Below are 14,599 nucleotides of genomic sequence, written 5' to 3'. Positions count from 1 at the left end.
CCTGCATGAAACAGATCCCCGAGGCGCTGGCGGCCCATCTGGCCGGCCGGGCGACGACGCTTGCCCGCGTCTGGCTGGTGACCCGCGCCGATGGCGTGCGTCTCGGCTTCACCGATCACGACCAGTCCCTGAGTGTCGATGGGGTCACATGTCAGCCGCAAGAGGGACTCGAAGCCTCCCTCGACCAGTCGGGACCAGATCTGGCGGTCGGCGGCGGGGAGGTTTCTGGCGCGCTCTCAACTTCTGGCCTGCGCGATGTCGATCTGGAGTTGGGCCTTTGGGACGGGGCGGAAGTGGCCATCTGGCAGGTCAACTGGGCCGATGTGACCCAGGCTCTGTTGCTGCGCCGGGCCCGGATCGGCGAGGTCAGCCGCAAGGGCCAGGCTTTCACCGCCGAGCTGCGCAGTCTGTCCCACGCGCTGGACGTCGCCAAGGGGCGGGTGTTCTCCAACCAGTGCGACGCTGATCTTGGCGATGCCCGTTGTGGCATCGACCTGAGCGATCCGGCCTACCACGCCAGTCCGCTGGTGGTCGCCATGAGCGATCCATCACAGCTGAGCGTCTCTGGTCTGGAGGGTTTCGAAAGTGGCTGGTTTTCCGGCGGGGTGTTGAAGGTGCTCGACGGAGACTTTGCCGGCTTTCACACCGAGATCGCCGATCACCGGGTGTCGCCCCTGACCGGCCAGGTCGATCTCGCCCTGTGGCAGGCGCCGCCCGGACTGGTTGCTCCGGGCACCGGCCTTCATGTCACCGCAGGCTGTGATCGCTGTTTGGCGACCTGTTCAGAAAAATTCTCCAACCACCTGAATTTCAGAGGATTTCCGCATATGCCCGGCAATGATTTCGTCCTGTCTTACCCCCAGCGCAATTCCGGTGAGAACGATGGCAGTCCTCTGCGTGGATAAGCCCGCGTTGGAGACCGCACGGATCCTGAAGGAAGCCCGCTCCTGGCTCGGCACGCCCTATCGGCATCAGGCCAGATGCAAGGGGCAGGGCTGCGATTGCCTTGGGCTGCTGCGCGGTGTCTGGCGGGCACTCTACGGCCCGGAGCCGCAGCCTGTCCCGGCCTATCAGCCCGACTGGGTGGTGGCGGACAAGGCAGAGCCTCTGGTGACGGCGGCCAGCCGCTGGCTTGTGTCCTGCGATCTGGCACCACTTCGCCCCGGAATGGTCGTGCTGTTTCGCTGGCGCGATGGGCTGCCCGCGCGCCACGTCGGCATCCTGAGTTCCCAAGATCAGATGATCCACGCGTTCGAGCGCGTCGGTGTGGTCGAAAGCCCGCTGGTGCCGGCCTGGCAGCGGCGGATTTCCCATGCCTACCGCTTCCCCCCCATTCCAGACAATCCACCGGAGGACTGATGGCAACCTTGATCTTGACAGCGGTCGGACAGGCCCTTGGCGCTGGCGCCGGGGGGCTTTTCGGTCTTGGCGGTGCCGGGGCGATCCTAGGCAAGGCGGTGGGCGCGCTCGCCGGCTCCAGCCTCGACCAGTCGCTCTTCGGCGCGTCGCGCACGGTGGAGGCCGGACGCCTCAACGATCTCTCCGTCCAGTCGTCCTCAGAGGGAGCCAGCCTGCCGAAGCTCTATGGCCGCATGCGTCTCGCCGGGCAGATCATCTGGGCCACCCGCTTTGAGGAGGAGGTGAATGAGGAGCGTCAGGGCGGCAAGGGCGGTGGCGGCAGTGTCACCGTCAAGAGCTATGCCTATTTCGGCAACTTCGCCGTGGCCCTGTGCGAAGGCTCGATCAACCGCATTGGCCGGGTCTGGGCCGACGGCAAGCCGCTGGACATGACCGGCATCTCCTGGCGGCTTTATCACGGCGACGAGATCCAGGCGCCGGACCCGCTGGTCGAAGCGCATCAGGGCGAGGCCCCGGCCTACCGCGGCACGGCCTATGTGGTGTTTGAACATCTGGCGCTGGAGACCTTCGGCAATCGCCTGCCGCAACTGACCTTCGAGGTCATCCGCAGCGTTGAGCCACTGGAAAACCAGATCCGGGCGGTGACGCTGATCCCCAGTGCGGGCGAATTCATCTATCAGCCCACGAAAGTCAGTGAGACCCCGTCGCCGGGAACCACCCGCAGCGTCAACCGCCACACCGGGCGGGGCATAACCGACTGGCAGGTGTCGCTGGATGAGCTGATGGACCTGTGTCCCAATCTGGAGAGCGTTGCCCTGGTGGTGTCCTGGTTCGGCGATGATCTGCGCGCTGGTCATTGCACCGCGCGGCCCAAGGTGGAGTTCAATTCAAAAACGACCACTGGCGCCACGTGGTCGGTCTCCGGTCTGGCTCGGGGCGATGCAACGCTTGTCAGCCGGATTGACGGCAACCCGGCCTATGGCGGCACGCCGTCCGATGCGTCCGTCTTGGCGGCGATTGCCGACCTGAAAGCTCGCGGCCTGAAGGTGATGCTCTATCCGTTTTTACTGATGGACGTGCCGACTGACAATGACTTGCCGGATCCCTATGGCGGCAGCACGCAGGCACCTTATCCCTGGCGCGGTCGGATAGTCCCAGCGGCGGATGCCACATCAGAGGCCTCCGCCTTCTTCGGCACGGCAACGGCCGGGCAGTTCTCGGTGCAGGCAGAGACAATTGGCTTTGCTGGTGGCGAGGACTGGGGGTATCGCCGCTTCATTCTACATATGGCGCATCTGGTCGAGGCGGCTGGCGGGGTCGATGCCTTCCTGATCGGTTCGGAATTGCGCGGGCTGACGCAAGCCCAGGCGGCTCCCGGCGTTTATCCTTTCGTTGCCGGGCTGAAGACGTTGGCCGAAGATGTGCGCGGCGTGTTGTCGCCTGAGACCAGGCTTTCCTATGCCGCCGACTGGAGCGAGTACGGCGCGCATCAGGCCGGTGGAACTGAGTTGCGCTTTCCGCTTGATCCCCTGTGGGCGAGCGCTGCTGTCGATTTCATCGGCATTGATTGCTACCTGCCGCTGACCGACCAGCGCGATGGGCCCAACCTCTATGATGTGGATGCTCTCAGAGCAGGTGTCACCAGCGGGGAATATCACGACTGGTATTATGCCAGCGCGGCGGACCGTGCGGCAGGCGTTCGCAGCCCGATCACCGATGGCGCCTATGCAAAGCCCTTTGTCTACCGCGCCAAGGATCTACGCGGCTGGTGGGAAAACCCACATGTGGAACGCGTCGGCGGAGTTGAGCTGGCTTCCTCAACGCCATGGGTCCCTGCCTCCAAACCGATCTGGCTGACGGAACTGGGTTTTCCGGCCATCGACAAGGGCGCCAATCAGCCGAATGTCTTTGTGGATCCGAAGTCGTCGGAAAGTGCCTTTCCGCATTTCTCCAGTGGGGCACGGGACGATCTGATCCAGCGTCGGTCGCTGGAGGCCACGCTCAGCGTCTGGGAGACGGGCCATCCGGATCATGCCGCCGTGCCGCAACCGATCTCCACTGTCTACGGGGGGCAGATGCTGGAGCCGGGGCGGATTTTCCTCTGGACCTGGGATGCTCGGCCCTATCCGGCCTTTCCACTGTATGAAGACGTTTGGTCCGACGGCGAGAATTGGCGGCTGGGGCACTGGCTGAACGGTCGCTTGGGAACCGTCTCCCTCAGCGGGCTGATCCGGCAACTGATCCGCGAGTATGATCTCGACCCTGTGCTGTATCAGGTTGCGGATCTGCCCGGCAGTCTGGAAGGGATTGCCGTGGCCGGTCCGGTCAGCCTGCGTCAGGTGGTCGAACCGCTGTTGGAAGCCTTTGGCGCCAATGGAGTGGATGCGGGAACCCATGTGCGCTTTCAACCGCGTGCCGCAGCTCCGGTCTCAGCGCTTGGCGAGGCCGACATTGTCGACCCGCAGGAGGACGAAAGCCCGCTGGTCAGAACCCGTGCGCAAGCCAGTGAATTACCCTCGGAAATCCGTCTGAGTGCGGCCAGTGCGGTGGAAGACTATCGGAGGCGGGTGGTCGCCTCGCGGCGTCTGGCTGGGGGCAGCGGTCTGGTCGAAGCTCTGGACCTGGGCGCCAGTGTCGCGCCGGATCTGCTGCAGGGGGCTGCCGACGCAAGGCTTGCCCGCATCTGGGATGGGCGAGAGCGGCTGAATCTGGCACTGTCGCCCCATCGCATTGACGTGGAACCCGGCGACCGCCTGTCGCTGACCGCCGTGCCCGGCCAGACCTTCGATCCGCCATTGGAGTTTTTGGTCGAGGCAATCGAGGACGGACCGGCCCGGCGTCTGGAGGCACGCCGCACTGGCGTTGCCCGCGCGTTCAACAGCTCGGCGGTGGCTGATCCGGGCATCGTTTCTCCCGGTGGGGAGATCGGCCCGGCAACGGCGGTCTTCCTCGACCTGCCACCCTTGCGGGATGAAGATCCGGATGCACCGCTGAGGCTGGCTTGTTTCGCCAAGCCCTGGCCTGGTGGCCAGACGTTGATGCGCTCAGTTGATGGCACCGGCTATGCCTCCGTGCTGGATCTGGAACGCCCGGCGGTGATGGGCCGGCTGACGACCGATCTGTCGCCGGGGCCCATCGGCTATCTCGACCGGGCCTCAGACATGACGGTCGAGCTTTACGGCGGCTTGTTGCAAAGCCGTAGTCTGGCCTCGGTTCTGTCGGGGCTGAATGCACTGGCGGTGCGAAGCCGGTCCGGCAGCTTTGAAGTCCTGCAATTCGTCGAGGCCGAGCTGGTCGGCGACAGGCTCTACCGGCTGAGCAGGCTGTTGCGCGGCCAGAGGGGCACGGAACAGGAAGCCGCGCTGGGCGCAGAGGCGGGCGCAGCTGCGGTGCTGCTGGAGCCGGAGCGGGTGCCGCTGGTGCCACTGGCCACTGACCAGATCGGACTGGAATACGCCTACCGGTTGGTGCCGTCCGGAGCCAGCCTGGAGGAAGCCAGCGTCGCCAGCCTGACCCATGCCGCAAGCGGGCGCGGGCGTCTGCCGCTTGCGCCGGTGCATCTGAGTGCGCGCCGCGAGGCAGTGGGAATTTCCTTGAGCTGGATCCGCCAGACCCGGCGGGGTGGCGGCAGCTGGGAGCAGGAAGAGGTTCCCCTCGGCGAGACGAGCGAGGCCTATGAGGTCGATATTCTCGGACCCGGCGACAGCCTCCTGCGGACACTCGCCAGCACCGCGCCGCAGGTGGTTTACACCAGCGCGCAGGAACTGGCGGATTTTGGCGCGCCGCAAAGCTCTCTGACTTTCTCCGTTGTCCAGCTCTCGGCCACAGCGGGCCGTGGCCATCTCCGAAAGGCGGTCTTGAATGTCTGATACCTTGCGACTTGCCCTGCCGCTTCTTGCGCCTGCCCAGGCGCAGAAGCATGTGACCCACAACGAGGCCTTGCTGCGGCTCGATGTTCTGAGCAATGCCTCGGCCTTGAGCCGCTCGCTCAGCGCGCCTCCCGCCGCCAGCGAAGGCGCAACCTATCTGGTGGGCGCCGGTGCCGGCGGCGACTGGGCTGGTCATGACGGCAAACTGGCCCATTGGCGCGACGGGAGCTGGCAGTTCCTCACGCCGTACGAAGGCCTGTCGCTGCTGATTGCAGATGAAGGACTGCAGTTGATCTACGGCACCGGCGGCTGGGTTTCTGCGGTGGATCTCGTCGCTGAGAACAATCGTCTGGCCCGCACCGCCCATGGGGCGGAAACACGCTGCCTGCTGCTGGAATCCGAGCTGACTGGCCTCAGCGGCGCCTATGCGGAAACTGCACCGATCATTCCGAACCGGGCCATCGTTTTTTGTGTTTCCAGCCGCACCACGGCGACCGTCAGCGGCGCAGGCTCCTACGATGTGGGGTTAAGCGGCGAGCGCTCCAAGTTCGGCGGCAGCCTGGGTGTCTCTGCGGGGTCAACCAATGCAGGGGTGATCGGACCGACGGCGTTTTACGGCGACACACCGCTGCGGATCAGTGCCAACGGCGGCGATTTCACCGCAGGCAGCGTGCGACTTGCTGTCCATCTGCTGCTGCCCATCGTGCCGCAAAGCTAAATCCCGCGTTCTTCAGGGAGATTTCCATGACGATCACTGACAAGGGACTGGCGTTCATCGCCGGTCACGAAGGCTTTGTGTCGAAAGCCTATCTCGATCCGGCTGGCGTTTTGACCATCGGTTATGGCTTCACCATGAGATCGCGGGTGTTCTCCAGCTGGTGGGGGACCCGTCACAGCGAAGCCCTGCGGCTGGGCGACAGGCTGACGCGTTTCGATGCCAACACCCTGCTGCGCCGCCTGATCGAAGAGGAATATGCGCCGCCGGTTGTGCAGCGTTTCAAGCAGCTGAAGCCGCACCAAAGCGATGCCTGCATCTCGGCTGTCTACAATCTCGGGCCCCGGGCGCTTCGCTGGAAATGGGCTCAAGCTCTGGCACGCGGTGATGTTGTTGGAGCCTCGCGTCTGCTGGAACGCACCGGCACGACGGCCGGCGGGCGAAAGCTGCCCGGACTGGTGCGCAGGCGCCGGGAGGAAGCGCAGCTTCTGCTTTCGGGAAAATATCCACGCGAGGCGCAAGCCGTCGATGCCGTTCTGCAGCAGACCCAAAAGGCGCTTGCCAGCCTCGGCTATGCACCGGGGCCTGCCGACGGCCGGATCGGTCCGCGCACCACCCGCGCCGTGATGCGGTTTCAGCGCGACACTCCGCCACTGGCCGTCGACGGCATTGCCGGGCCTGCGACCCGCGCCGCCCTGCAGCGCAAGACGGCGGCTCAACGCCAGCAGCTGACAAGTCTTGGTGCCGGGGCGGGGTTGATCCTGACAGCCGCCAGCACCGGCGTATCGCCGCTGATCGCGGTTACCGTTGCCGCCGCAGTGGGCCTTGCCATCCTCGGCCTGGGGTTTCTCTGGCGCAATCGCGGGCGTTTTTTGGCCCCGAACTGAGCGCGCAGGTGGGCACGGATGGAACACTCCTGCGTCTGATTGTCTGAGATTTCTTTCACGTAAACCGGAGAAACATCATGCAAGGCTGGAAAACCTTTGTCTTCAATGGCGCCATGGGGTTCGTCGCCATTCTGGCCGAACTCATGTCCTATCTGACCGATCTGGACTGGAAGCAGCTGGTTCCGCCCGAAAGCGCGCCTTACGTGGTGCTGTCGATCGGCGTGGCGAATATCCTGCTGCGTCACATGACCAGCGGTCCCGCCGGGTGGGTGGGCAATGCTGAGGGCAGCGCGTCTTCGGACCCGCGCTCATGATCGCGGCGCTGATCTCCCTGCTGTCGGGTGGTCTGCTGAAGCTCCTGCTGCAGGCCTACGAGAGCCGGTTGAAGGCGAAGACTTCGCAGGAGGCGTTGTCGGCCGATCTGGCGGCAGAGGAAATCCGCGCGGAAATCTCGGCTCGAGCCGAAGCGCGCAAGGTGCTGGTGGCCGAAAACGGGGTGTTTTTCTCTGCCGGACGCCTCGGGCGCCTGTCGTTTGTGCTGCCGCTGGGGCTGTGGTGGTCGGCGATCTGCCTCGACAGCGTCTTTCACTTCGGCTGGAAGGTGGCGGAAGTGCCGGTCCTGCGCGACTGGGGCGGCGCCATCGTCACCAGCCTGTTCCTGGTCGACGGGGTCAAAAGCGTCGGTCGCATGTGGCAGGCGACGCGCTGAACGATCTTTTCTGCCGGCCTGATACCCTCCTGACAGAAGGCTGTCAGGAGGGGTGTCGTAGTCTCTCCCGGTTGGTCAAACACGGGAGTTTTCCAATGACATTCACGCCTGAGAATTTTAACATATGGTTCGAGTTGCCCGTCACCGATCTGGACAAGGCCATCGGCTTTTACGAAGCGGTGTTTCAAACAAAACTGGTGAAGGAAGATATGGAGCCTAATCCGGTCGCCTTTTTCCCGACGGCCGAAATGAAGGGCCGAGGTGGACACCTCTATCCAGGAAAGCCAGCCGCAAAGGGCACCGGCATGACCATTCATCTGCCATGCCCTGACACGCTGGAGGCCTCCATGGACCGACTGGTCGAGGCCGGGGGCGAAGTGGTCAGCGATCCGATCCAGATCCCCTATGGCCGCTTCACCTATTGCCTCGATCCCGACGGTAACTCCATCAGCCTTTACACGGCCTGAGACTTCTGATGCGACGCGCCGACCGGCTCTTTCAGATCGTTCAATACCTGCGCGGCGGGCGGCTTGTCCGTGCCCGGCAGCTGGCCGAATGGCTGGAAGTGTCGGAACGCACCATCTACCGCGACATCGCGGACCTGCAGGCGACCGGCGTCCCCATCGACGGGGAGGCCGGCGTCGGCTACGTGTTGCGCGCTGGCTATGACCTGCCGCCGCTGATGTTCAGTCGTGACGAGATCGTCGCGCTGGTCGCAGGCGCCCGGATGATCCGCGCCTGGGGCGGCACCCAGATGGCGCGGGCCGCGGAGGAGGCGCTGGTGAAAATCGATGCGGTGCTGCCGGAAAGTGCCCGCGAAAAAGCCCGCTCCATCGAGATCCATGCCCTGTCCTGGGAAATGAGCGCAGAGGTCCGTGGGCGGATCGACGCTCTGGAACGCGCCGCGGATGTGCGGGCACGGCTGAGCATTTCTTATGCCGACGGTGAAGGCGCCCGCAGCGAGCGCATTGTCAGGCCGTTGGGCCTGTGGTTCTGGGGCAAGGTCTGGACCCTGGTCGCCTGGTGCGAGCTGCGTCAGGATTTTCGCATGTTCCGCCTCGACCGGCTGCAGCAGGTAACAGACACCGGCGAGACCTTCCGGCCCGAGCCGGGCAAGACCCTCAAGGATTTTTACCGCTCGATGGAAGCAGAATATCCGCACGGGCGACAGTGACCTGCGGCGGATGCGGGCCCTCGGCTGACAGGCTGAACAGGATCTCGCGCAACAGCTTGCGTTTCATCGCCCTTGTGTAATCGTCAAAACCGTTGGCGACCTCGACAAAGGCGCCGGCACCGCGCACCACCTCCTGCTGATAATAGGCAATCGGGTCGGGATCCGCCCCCGCGATGGCCAGCGCATTGACTGTGATGCCGGTGAAATCAAAGGCGTCATAAGCCATTCGCGGCCCGAAGCCCTCGTTGTTGATGCCATCCCCCGCCACATCGATTACCAGCCGCAGACACTCCTGCGGCACCTTGCGCAGATGCACCGAGGCGTAGCCGAGCGCATAGCCCAGAGCGGTCGGAAACTCCGTGAAACCGCGCCGTGCGTTTGAAAGCTGGTCTGCGGCGGCGTCCGCATCACCCGCGCTGTTGAGAAACCGCCAGCCGACCTGCACTTGCTGCTTGTGCCGCCCACTCCACTCGAAGCTTGAAAACCAGATCCCGCCGACCGCCTGAATGGCATCCACGACCTCCGCATCGCGCAGGGCATGGGCCAGCCCCTGCAGCTGTTGCCGATGTTCGCGGTCATCGACGCTGGAAGATCCATCCATCGCCACCACCAGCGCCAGCGAGCAGGCGTGAACCGGCACCAGCATGGCCGTCAGCGACACGAGCGCCATCAGTGCAAGTTGGATCAGCCGCATGTGTTGTCTCCCTGGTTGCCGGGTCGCGGTCGATCCGGCTGCCATGCTCAGCCTAGCGGGATGCTGGCAAACCTGGCAAATGGCGCACCCTCAGGGCAGGTCAAGAGGCGACAAACCTGCGACAAGACATATGGTGCGTCAGTGAAGCACTTGAAGCAGCCATTCAGCCTGTGTTCAGGTCAGCCACTATAAAAACGCACAGACAAATCCTTTGGCGAATCCGCTACCCTTATGGCAGCGAGGCGTTGAAGCGCAGAAGGCGGGCCATCCCTGGGCGGGTTGGCAGAGGCTTTTAAAATCGGAATAACAAAAGAACTGCGGCAGGGCAGACGAGAATTATGGCAGGACGATCCAAAATCAGTTTTTTCGCGGTATTGGCGGTGACAGCCATGTTGAGCGGAGTCGCGCCTGCGGCAGCTCAATGTCTCTCTCAGGGCGAAGCGCGTCAGGCCGTTGCCAGCGGACAGGCACAGCCTCTGGGCAGCCTGATGGGGCAGGTCGGTGGCGAGATCGTCAAGGCGGACCTCTGCATTGAAGGCGGGCGCTATGTCTACCGGCTGTCGGTTCTGGTCGGCGGTCAGGTGCAAACCAAGGTGATCAACGCCAGCCGCTGACGGCATGGGCTAAACGAATGAAACTCGGGAGAAACCATGCGCCTTTTGGTGGTGGAAGATGATGCGGACCTGAACCGCCAGCTGGTGGAAGCTCTGGTTGAGGCAGGCTATGCGGTGGATACGGCCAGCGACGGGGAAGAAGGACATTTCCTCGGCGATACCGAGCCCTATGATGCGGTTGTCCTGGATCTTGGCCTGCCCAAGCTGGACGGCCTGTCGGTGCTGGAAAACTGGCGCCGCGATGGCCGGGTCATGCCGGTTCTGGTGCTGACCGCGCGTGATCGCTGGTCCGACAAGGTGGCAGGTATTGACGCCGGGGCCGATGACTATGTCTCCAAGCCCTTTCACATGGAAGAAATTCTGGCGCGGGTGCGGGCGCTGGTGCGCCGCGCCGCCGGTCATGCGTCCAATGAGTTGACCTGCGGACCACTGCGGCTGGACCTGCGCACCAGCCGGGTGACCCGCGACGGCACCGCCATCAAGCTGACGTCCCACGAATATCGTCTGCTGACCTATCTGATGCACCATCAGGGCAAGGTGATTTCCCGAACCGAGCTGACCGAGCACCTTTATGAGCAGGACTTCGACCGCGATTCCAACACCGTTGAAGTGTTTGTCGGACGCTTGCGCAAAAAGATCGGTGCGGATCTGATCGAGACCATCCGGGGCCTTGGCTACCGGTTGGGAGACGCCCGTGAAGGCTGAGGACGACGCGCCTGCGGCTGACGACCGGCGGTCCAAGAAAAACAGGCTGGGGTCACTGGCCCAACGGCTGGTGCGTGTCGCAGCCCTGTGGTCGGTCATCGCGCTTGCTGTTGCGGGCTTTATTCTGGTTGGCCTGTATCAACAGGCGGGCGAGCGCGGCTTCGACGCCCAGCTCGACCAGCACGTCAAAACCCTTCTTGCCAGCGCCTTGCCGGACACCCCGAATGCTGTGGCTGGCGCTGCCGCAGCACCGGACGTCTTGCGGCTTCGCGAACCGGATGCGCTTGGCGAACCACGGTTTTCCCTGCCTCTGTCCGGCTGGTACTGGAGCCTGGAGCAGGTCGCCGAGGCGCGGACCGACGTGCTGTTTGCCTCTGCTTCGCTGGTTGGCGACCCTCTGGTGTTGCCGCAGATAGGCGCGACTGACGAGCTGGCTTCAGGGTTTGCCGCCGGTCCGGGCAGCGAGGAGGTGCGCTATCTCCGGCGTCGGGTCGCACTCGGCGATCAAAGCTATATTTTGTCGGCGGCAATCGAGACGGCCGGATTCCGCGCAGACGTTTGGGAGTTTGCCAGAAATGTCGCTTTGACCCTTTTGGTCGTCGGCATCGGTCTGGTGGGGGCTATCTTCTGGCAGGTGAGTTTCGGGCTCAAGCCTCTGACGCGGTTGCAGCGCTCGCTGTCCGATGTGCGCGAGGGCAGACGCGAGCAGGTGGACGAAGACATGCCGCGGGAGCTCGCCCCTCTGGCCGTGGAGCTTAACGCGTTGATCCATTCCAACCGCGAAGTCGTGGGCCGGGCCCGCACCCATGTCGGCAATCTGGCGCATGCGCTCAAGACCCCGATCAGCGTGCTGACCAATGAGGCGCGCACCAGCGAAGGGCCCTTGGCCCAAAAGGTGGCAGAGCAGACCGCGCTGATGCAGACCCAGGTTCAGCACCATCTGGAGCGAGCGCGGCAGGCCGCCCAGCGGCGGGTTATTGGTGTTGCCTGCGAAGTCGAGCCGCTGACGGAGCGCCTTGCCCGGGCGATGAGCAAGATCTACCAGAGCCGCGGCATCGACCTGTCGCATGATGCGCCCGAGGGACTGCGGTTTCTCGGTGAGGCGCAGGATCTCGAGGAGATGGTCGGCAATCTGCTGGACAATGCCTGCAAATGGGCCAGATCCGAGGTCGCCATTGAAGTGCGCCGTCAGGAGGCAGAGGGCCATGGACGGCGTTGGCTGGAAGTGGTGATCGAGGATGATGGGCCGGGATTGAGCGAAGAGCAGATGCGCGAAGCGGTGAAGCGCGGGCGCCGGCTTGATGAGACCGTACCGGGCACAGGGCTTGGACTGTCCATCGTTGCAGATCTGGCCGCGCTGTATGGCGGGGCTGTGCGTCTGGAAAGGGCGCAACGAGGCGGATTGCGTGCAAAATTGCAGCTGCCGGCCGCCGACGAACGCACCCTAACGTAAGAAGCCGTTGCAAAATGTGATGAACATCACGGAACTATTCCGCATTTTAGGCGTAGGATAGACATAATCTAGTCCCATCTAATCTGGGCTGGTCCATCGTGACCGCTTGGAGGCCCTTTCGAATGACCAGAATGCAGTCTTTCCGGAAATTGTTGCCGGGTATCCTTCCCGTGCTGCTTTTGGCGGGCTGTTTTGGCACGCCCGGCGCCTCTGGTCCGGATCTGAGTGGCAATGAATATGGCGCCAGTTCCAGTCTGGCTCAGGATGAAGCCAGTGCGGCCATCGCTGCCTTGCTTCGTGATGATTTCGGTCAGGCGCTTCAACCCTCGGATCATGAAGCCGTTGCCGCAGCCCAGGCGCAAGCCTTGCGCACACGCGGCACGGGAGCCGCGATCTCCTGGAACAACACCCGTACCGGTCACAGTGGCCAGGTGCGTCCGGGTCCGCTTTATCAGGTCAACACCACCACCTGCCGCGAAGTGACCCATGAGATGATCGTGGAAGAGCGTCGCTACGTTTCACGCGGCACCGCCTGCAAGGGACCGCAAGGCGACTGGGAAACCCTGAGCTGATAGAAGGCTGTAAGCGGATTGACCCGGCTTGAACGAGGCTTGGACTACGCGAAAAGCTGGGCTGATTTCAGGCTTGCGCACATAGGGAGAAGATTCCTCTCCCCATCCTGATATTTATGCCTAGGAAAATTTCCGGAGGCCGATTTTTCCGGCATCTTGCAAGGGCGTGCTTTTCCACAGAAACGGCGGAAACCCCAGCGTTAAATATCGCCAGTCCTAAGCGCTTGTTGGCGCACATCTTTCGCGATTTTTGACAAGCGTATTTAAGAGGGTTTTTCAACCATTGTTTAAGCCTTCCCCGGCTATGGTCGCGCATTGGTATGCCGAGAAGACCACAGCCGCTTATGACCCACTCTGAACTGGTAACGAGCAAAATTAAAACGTACCTGCAGGAATTGAGCCCGCAGGCTGTGCGAACGCTTGTCCGGACGCTTGAGCGCAAACGGGCGTCCGGTTCGGCTGATCCCTACGTTGATTTGATCCTGGCTGCATCGGTCGATCTGCTGCGCACGGAGATTCTTGCCGAGGATGAGGACTTCGTCCCCGAAGATCTGAAGATGAATGCCAATGGCCGCGAGATGGTGCCGCGTCTGTTCTTCAATCCGCTCGAAGAGTTCCTGATTAACGAGAAGCTTCCGGAAAAGCAGGAGGGCCGTGTTCACCGCCCGATGCTGTCCAAGGTCTGGAACTGGATTTCCCGCGATCTCCTGCGCAATGACATTGAAAAGCTGATCGGAGAAATCGAGAAGGGCGTGCTCAGCGAAGACCGTCTCGATGACATGGTGCGCGCTCTGCGCCGCCGCTCAGTCGAGGCTATGTCGGCAGCGTTGGATCGTGGCTCGGCCTCGGAAAAGGAATACCGCCGTCTGGCCATGGAAATGGGCGGCGAGCGTGGCCTTGCAGATCTGCGTGACATCAACAAGATTTTTGCCGCTGAAACCTGGCTGGTGCCCTTCCTCAACGCCGTTCCGGAAAGTCTCAGTGAGAACCGCCTGAAAGGCGATCCCGACATTCTGAACCTGGTGGAAAAGGCAGCCAAGCGGTTTCCGGATTACAATTCCGTCGTGGCAGCGGCGCTGCTGGACCGGGCCGACCGTCCGTCCGCCCTCTGCAGCTTTGCCGGCCGACTGGCGCGCTCCGAAGACCCCAGGGTTATTGGTCAGTCACCCTATGCGCCGTTTGTGAATATGGTGATGAGTGAAGCCGAACGGCTGAACATTCTGGCCGAGGCGCACCGCTCCAACAATCCGGATCCGGTGGCCTTCTCTCAGGCGCTGCAGGAATATCATACCCTGGTCAAGGGCGTGGAACGGGACATGGACCTGTCTCAGGCCGGTGACTGGCGGCTGCGACTGGCCAACACCAAGAAGTCGATATCCGATATCGTCAGCCGCGAGCTGTCGAGCGCCCACGCCGTGGTGCGCCGCTCCCTGCAAGTGCCGGGGGTTGATGCGACGGGTCGGTTTGAGATCGATCAGGATGTGATCAACGACGCGGTTCGTGCCCTGCGTGTGGTCGTCATGGTCGGCAAGGCGTCTGAGACATTCGCGGTCAACGACCTGGGCAAGCGCACCCGTCAGGCTGTCGAACAGACCCTGGAAATCCTGACCCGCTCGCTGATCAGCGAATTGCGCAAGCAGCACGGGCGGGCGATGGAAGCCCATATGGCGGCTGTCGACGTGGCGATCATGCTGTCGGAGATTTATTACGGCGCCGAGTATGCACAACAGTTGCGGCGTTCGCGCCACAGCGCCGTCGCCTATGCCAAGGAGCATGCGAAGGCATCCCCAATGCCAGGCCTGAGCAAGCCGAAGGTCAAGGAACTGGCTGCCGGCTAGGCAGAGTTTG

At 63.1% G+C, this 14,599-nt stretch carries 15 protein-coding genes; 14 read left to right on the top strand and 1 reads right to left on the bottom strand.

All coding sequences use genetic code 11. The annotated features are described in order from the left end of the window. Positions 1–5 precede the first annotated feature (5 nt). The 9 genes from J0X15_RS08170 (at position 6) to J0X15_RS08130 (ending at position 8,713) form a co-directional block, all read left to right on the top strand. Positions 6–905 carry a DUF2163 domain-containing protein gene (locus tag J0X15_RS08170; protein WP_206939605.1) on the top strand — a complete coding sequence of 300 codons (900 nt, stop codon included), beginning with the start codon at positions 6–8 and terminating at the stop codon, positions 903–905. After that, a complete protein-coding gene (locus J0X15_RS08165) occupies positions 883–1,359 on the top strand; it encodes an NlpC/P60 family protein (protein ID WP_206939604.1) in 477 nt (158 codons plus the stop codon). Before J0X15_RS08170 ends, J0X15_RS08165 begins: the two co-directional genes overlap by 23 nt. Further along, complete coding sequence (locus tag J0X15_RS08160; RefSeq protein ID WP_206939603.1) at positions 1,359–5,228, top strand: baseplate multidomain protein megatron; 3,870 nt, start codon at positions 1,359–1,361, stop codon at positions 5,226–5,228. The genes J0X15_RS08165 and J0X15_RS08160 overlap by 1 nt, the downstream gene beginning before the upstream one ends. Further along, positions 5,221–5,946 (top strand): DUF2793 domain-containing protein, encoded by a 726-nt coding sequence (locus J0X15_RS08155; RefSeq protein WP_206939602.1) that lies wholly within the window; start codon positions 5,221–5,223, stop codon positions 5,944–5,946. The genes J0X15_RS08160 and J0X15_RS08155 overlap by 8 nt, the downstream gene beginning before the upstream one ends. Positions 5,947–5,972: 26 nt before the next feature. Next, a complete protein-coding gene (locus J0X15_RS08150; protein ID WP_206939599.1) occupies positions 5,973–6,830 on the top strand; it encodes a glycoside hydrolase family protein in 858 nt (285 codons plus the stop codon). A gap of 77 nt (positions 6,831–6,907) precedes the next feature. Beyond that, on the top strand, positions 6,908–7,144 hold the full coding sequence (locus J0X15_RS08145) for a hypothetical protein (RefSeq protein WP_206939597.1): 237 nt from the start codon (positions 6,908–6,910) through the stop codon (positions 7,142–7,144). Beyond that, a complete protein-coding gene (locus J0X15_RS08140) occupies positions 7,141–7,539 on the top strand; it encodes a hypothetical protein (protein WP_206939595.1) in 399 nt (132 codons plus the stop codon). The genes J0X15_RS08145 and J0X15_RS08140 overlap by 4 nt, the downstream gene beginning before the upstream one ends. A 95-nt stretch (positions 7,540–7,634) precedes the next feature. After that, positions 7,635–8,006: a VOC family protein gene (locus J0X15_RS08135; RefSeq protein ID WP_206939594.1), complete on the top strand. Its 372-nt coding sequence runs from the start codon at positions 7,635–7,637 to the stop codon at positions 8,004–8,006. An 8-nt stretch (positions 8,007–8,014) separates the two neighbouring features. Beyond that, positions 8,015–8,713 carry a helix-turn-helix transcriptional regulator gene (locus J0X15_RS08130; protein ID WP_206939593.1) on the top strand — a complete coding sequence of 233 codons (699 nt, stop codon included), beginning with the start codon at positions 8,015–8,017 and terminating at the stop codon, positions 8,711–8,713. Here the strand turns inward: J0X15_RS08130 and J0X15_RS08125 are convergent. Then, positions 8,661–9,407, bottom strand: a complete 747-nt coding sequence (locus tag J0X15_RS08125) for a DUF1194 domain-containing protein (RefSeq protein ID WP_209015181.1) — start codon at positions 9,405–9,407, stop codon at positions 8,661–8,663. The genes J0X15_RS08130 and J0X15_RS08125 overlap by 53 nt on opposite strands. A 389-nt stretch (positions 9,408–9,796) precedes the next feature. Here J0X15_RS08125 and J0X15_RS08120 point away from each other — a divergent pair, with 389 nt between their 5' ends. From J0X15_RS08120 to J0X15_RS08100, 5 genes are all read left to right on the top strand, one after another. Next, positions 9,797–10,021, top strand: a complete 225-nt coding sequence (locus J0X15_RS08120; protein ID WP_206939592.1) for a PepSY domain-containing protein — start codon at positions 9,797–9,799, stop codon at positions 10,019–10,021. A gap of 36 nt (positions 10,022–10,057) precedes the next feature. Next, positions 10,058–10,726: a response regulator transcription factor gene (locus J0X15_RS08115; protein WP_206939591.1), complete on the top strand. Its 669-nt coding sequence runs from the start codon at positions 10,058–10,060 to the stop codon at positions 10,724–10,726. Further along, complete coding sequence (locus J0X15_RS08110; protein ID WP_331461895.1) at positions 10,716–12,179, top strand: ATP-binding protein; 1,464 nt, start codon at positions 10,716–10,718, stop codon at positions 12,177–12,179. The genes J0X15_RS08115 and J0X15_RS08110 overlap by 11 nt, the downstream gene beginning before the upstream one ends. A gap of 122 nt (positions 12,180–12,301) precedes the next feature. Beyond that, a complete protein-coding gene (locus tag J0X15_RS08105; RefSeq protein WP_206939590.1) occupies positions 12,302–12,751 on the top strand; it encodes an RT0821/Lpp0805 family surface protein in 450 nt (149 codons plus the stop codon). 344 nt (positions 12,752–13,095) lie between these two features. Further along, complete coding sequence (locus J0X15_RS08100; protein WP_206939589.1) at positions 13,096–14,589, top strand: hypothetical protein; 1,494 nt, start codon at positions 13,096–13,098, stop codon at positions 14,587–14,589. The last annotated feature ends 10 nt before the right edge of the window (positions 14,590–14,599 follow it).

Origin of the sequence: Roseibium limicola (genome assembly GCF_017313085.1) — a bacterium.
Lineage (GTDB): Bacteria > Pseudomonadota > Alphaproteobacteria > Rhizobiales > Stappiaceae > Roseibium > Roseibium limicola.
The sequence above is the reverse complement of the archived record's forward strand: the minus strand, read 5'-3'. Positions and strand labels throughout refer to the sequence as shown.

Coding starts and splice junctions, on each gene's coding strand:
- J0X15_RS08105 (WP_206939590.1), top strand. CDS start 12,302: ATGACCAGAATGCAGTCTTTCCGGAAATTGTTGCCGGGTATCCTTCCC.
- J0X15_RS08130 (WP_206939593.1), top strand. CDS start 8,015: ATGCGACGCGCCGACCGGCTCTTTCAGATCGTTCAATACCTGCGCGGC.
- J0X15_RS08115 (WP_206939591.1), top strand. CDS start 10,058: ATGCGCCTTTTGGTGGTGGAAGATGATGCGGACCTGAACCGCCAGCTG.
- J0X15_RS08135 (WP_206939594.1), top strand. CDS start 7,635: ATGACATTCACGCCTGAGAATTTTAACATATGGTTCGAGTTGCCCGTC.
- J0X15_RS08145 (WP_206939597.1), top strand. CDS start 6,908: ATGCAAGGCTGGAAAACCTTTGTCTTCAATGGCGCCATGGGGTTCGTC.
- J0X15_RS08155 (WP_206939602.1), top strand. CDS start 5,221: ATGTCTGATACCTTGCGACTTGCCCTGCCGCTTCTTGCGCCTGCCCAG.
- J0X15_RS08140 (WP_206939595.1), top strand. CDS start 7,141: ATGATCGCGGCGCTGATCTCCCTGCTGTCGGGTGGTCTGCTGAAGCTC.
- J0X15_RS08150 (WP_206939599.1), top strand. CDS start 5,973: ATGACGATCACTGACAAGGGACTGGCGTTCATCGCCGGTCACGAAGGC.
- J0X15_RS08100 (WP_206939589.1), top strand. CDS start 13,096: ATGACCCACTCTGAACTGGTAACGAGCAAAATTAAAACGTACCTGCAG.
- J0X15_RS08125 (WP_209015181.1), bottom strand. CDS start 9,407: ATGCGGCTGATCCAACTTGCACTGATGGCGCTCGTGTCGCTGACGGCC.
- J0X15_RS08165 (WP_206939604.1), top strand. CDS start 883: ATGGCAGTCCTCTGCGTGGATAAGCCCGCGTTGGAGACCGCACGGATC.
- J0X15_RS08120 (WP_206939592.1), top strand. CDS start 9,797: ATGTTGAGCGGAGTCGCGCCTGCGGCAGCTCAATGTCTCTCTCAGGGC.
- J0X15_RS08160 (WP_206939603.1), top strand. CDS start 1,359: ATGGCAACCTTGATCTTGACAGCGGTCGGACAGGCCCTTGGCGCTGGC.
- J0X15_RS08170 (WP_206939605.1), top strand. CDS start 6: ATGAAACAGATCCCCGAGGCGCTGGCGGCCCATCTGGCCGGCCGGGCG.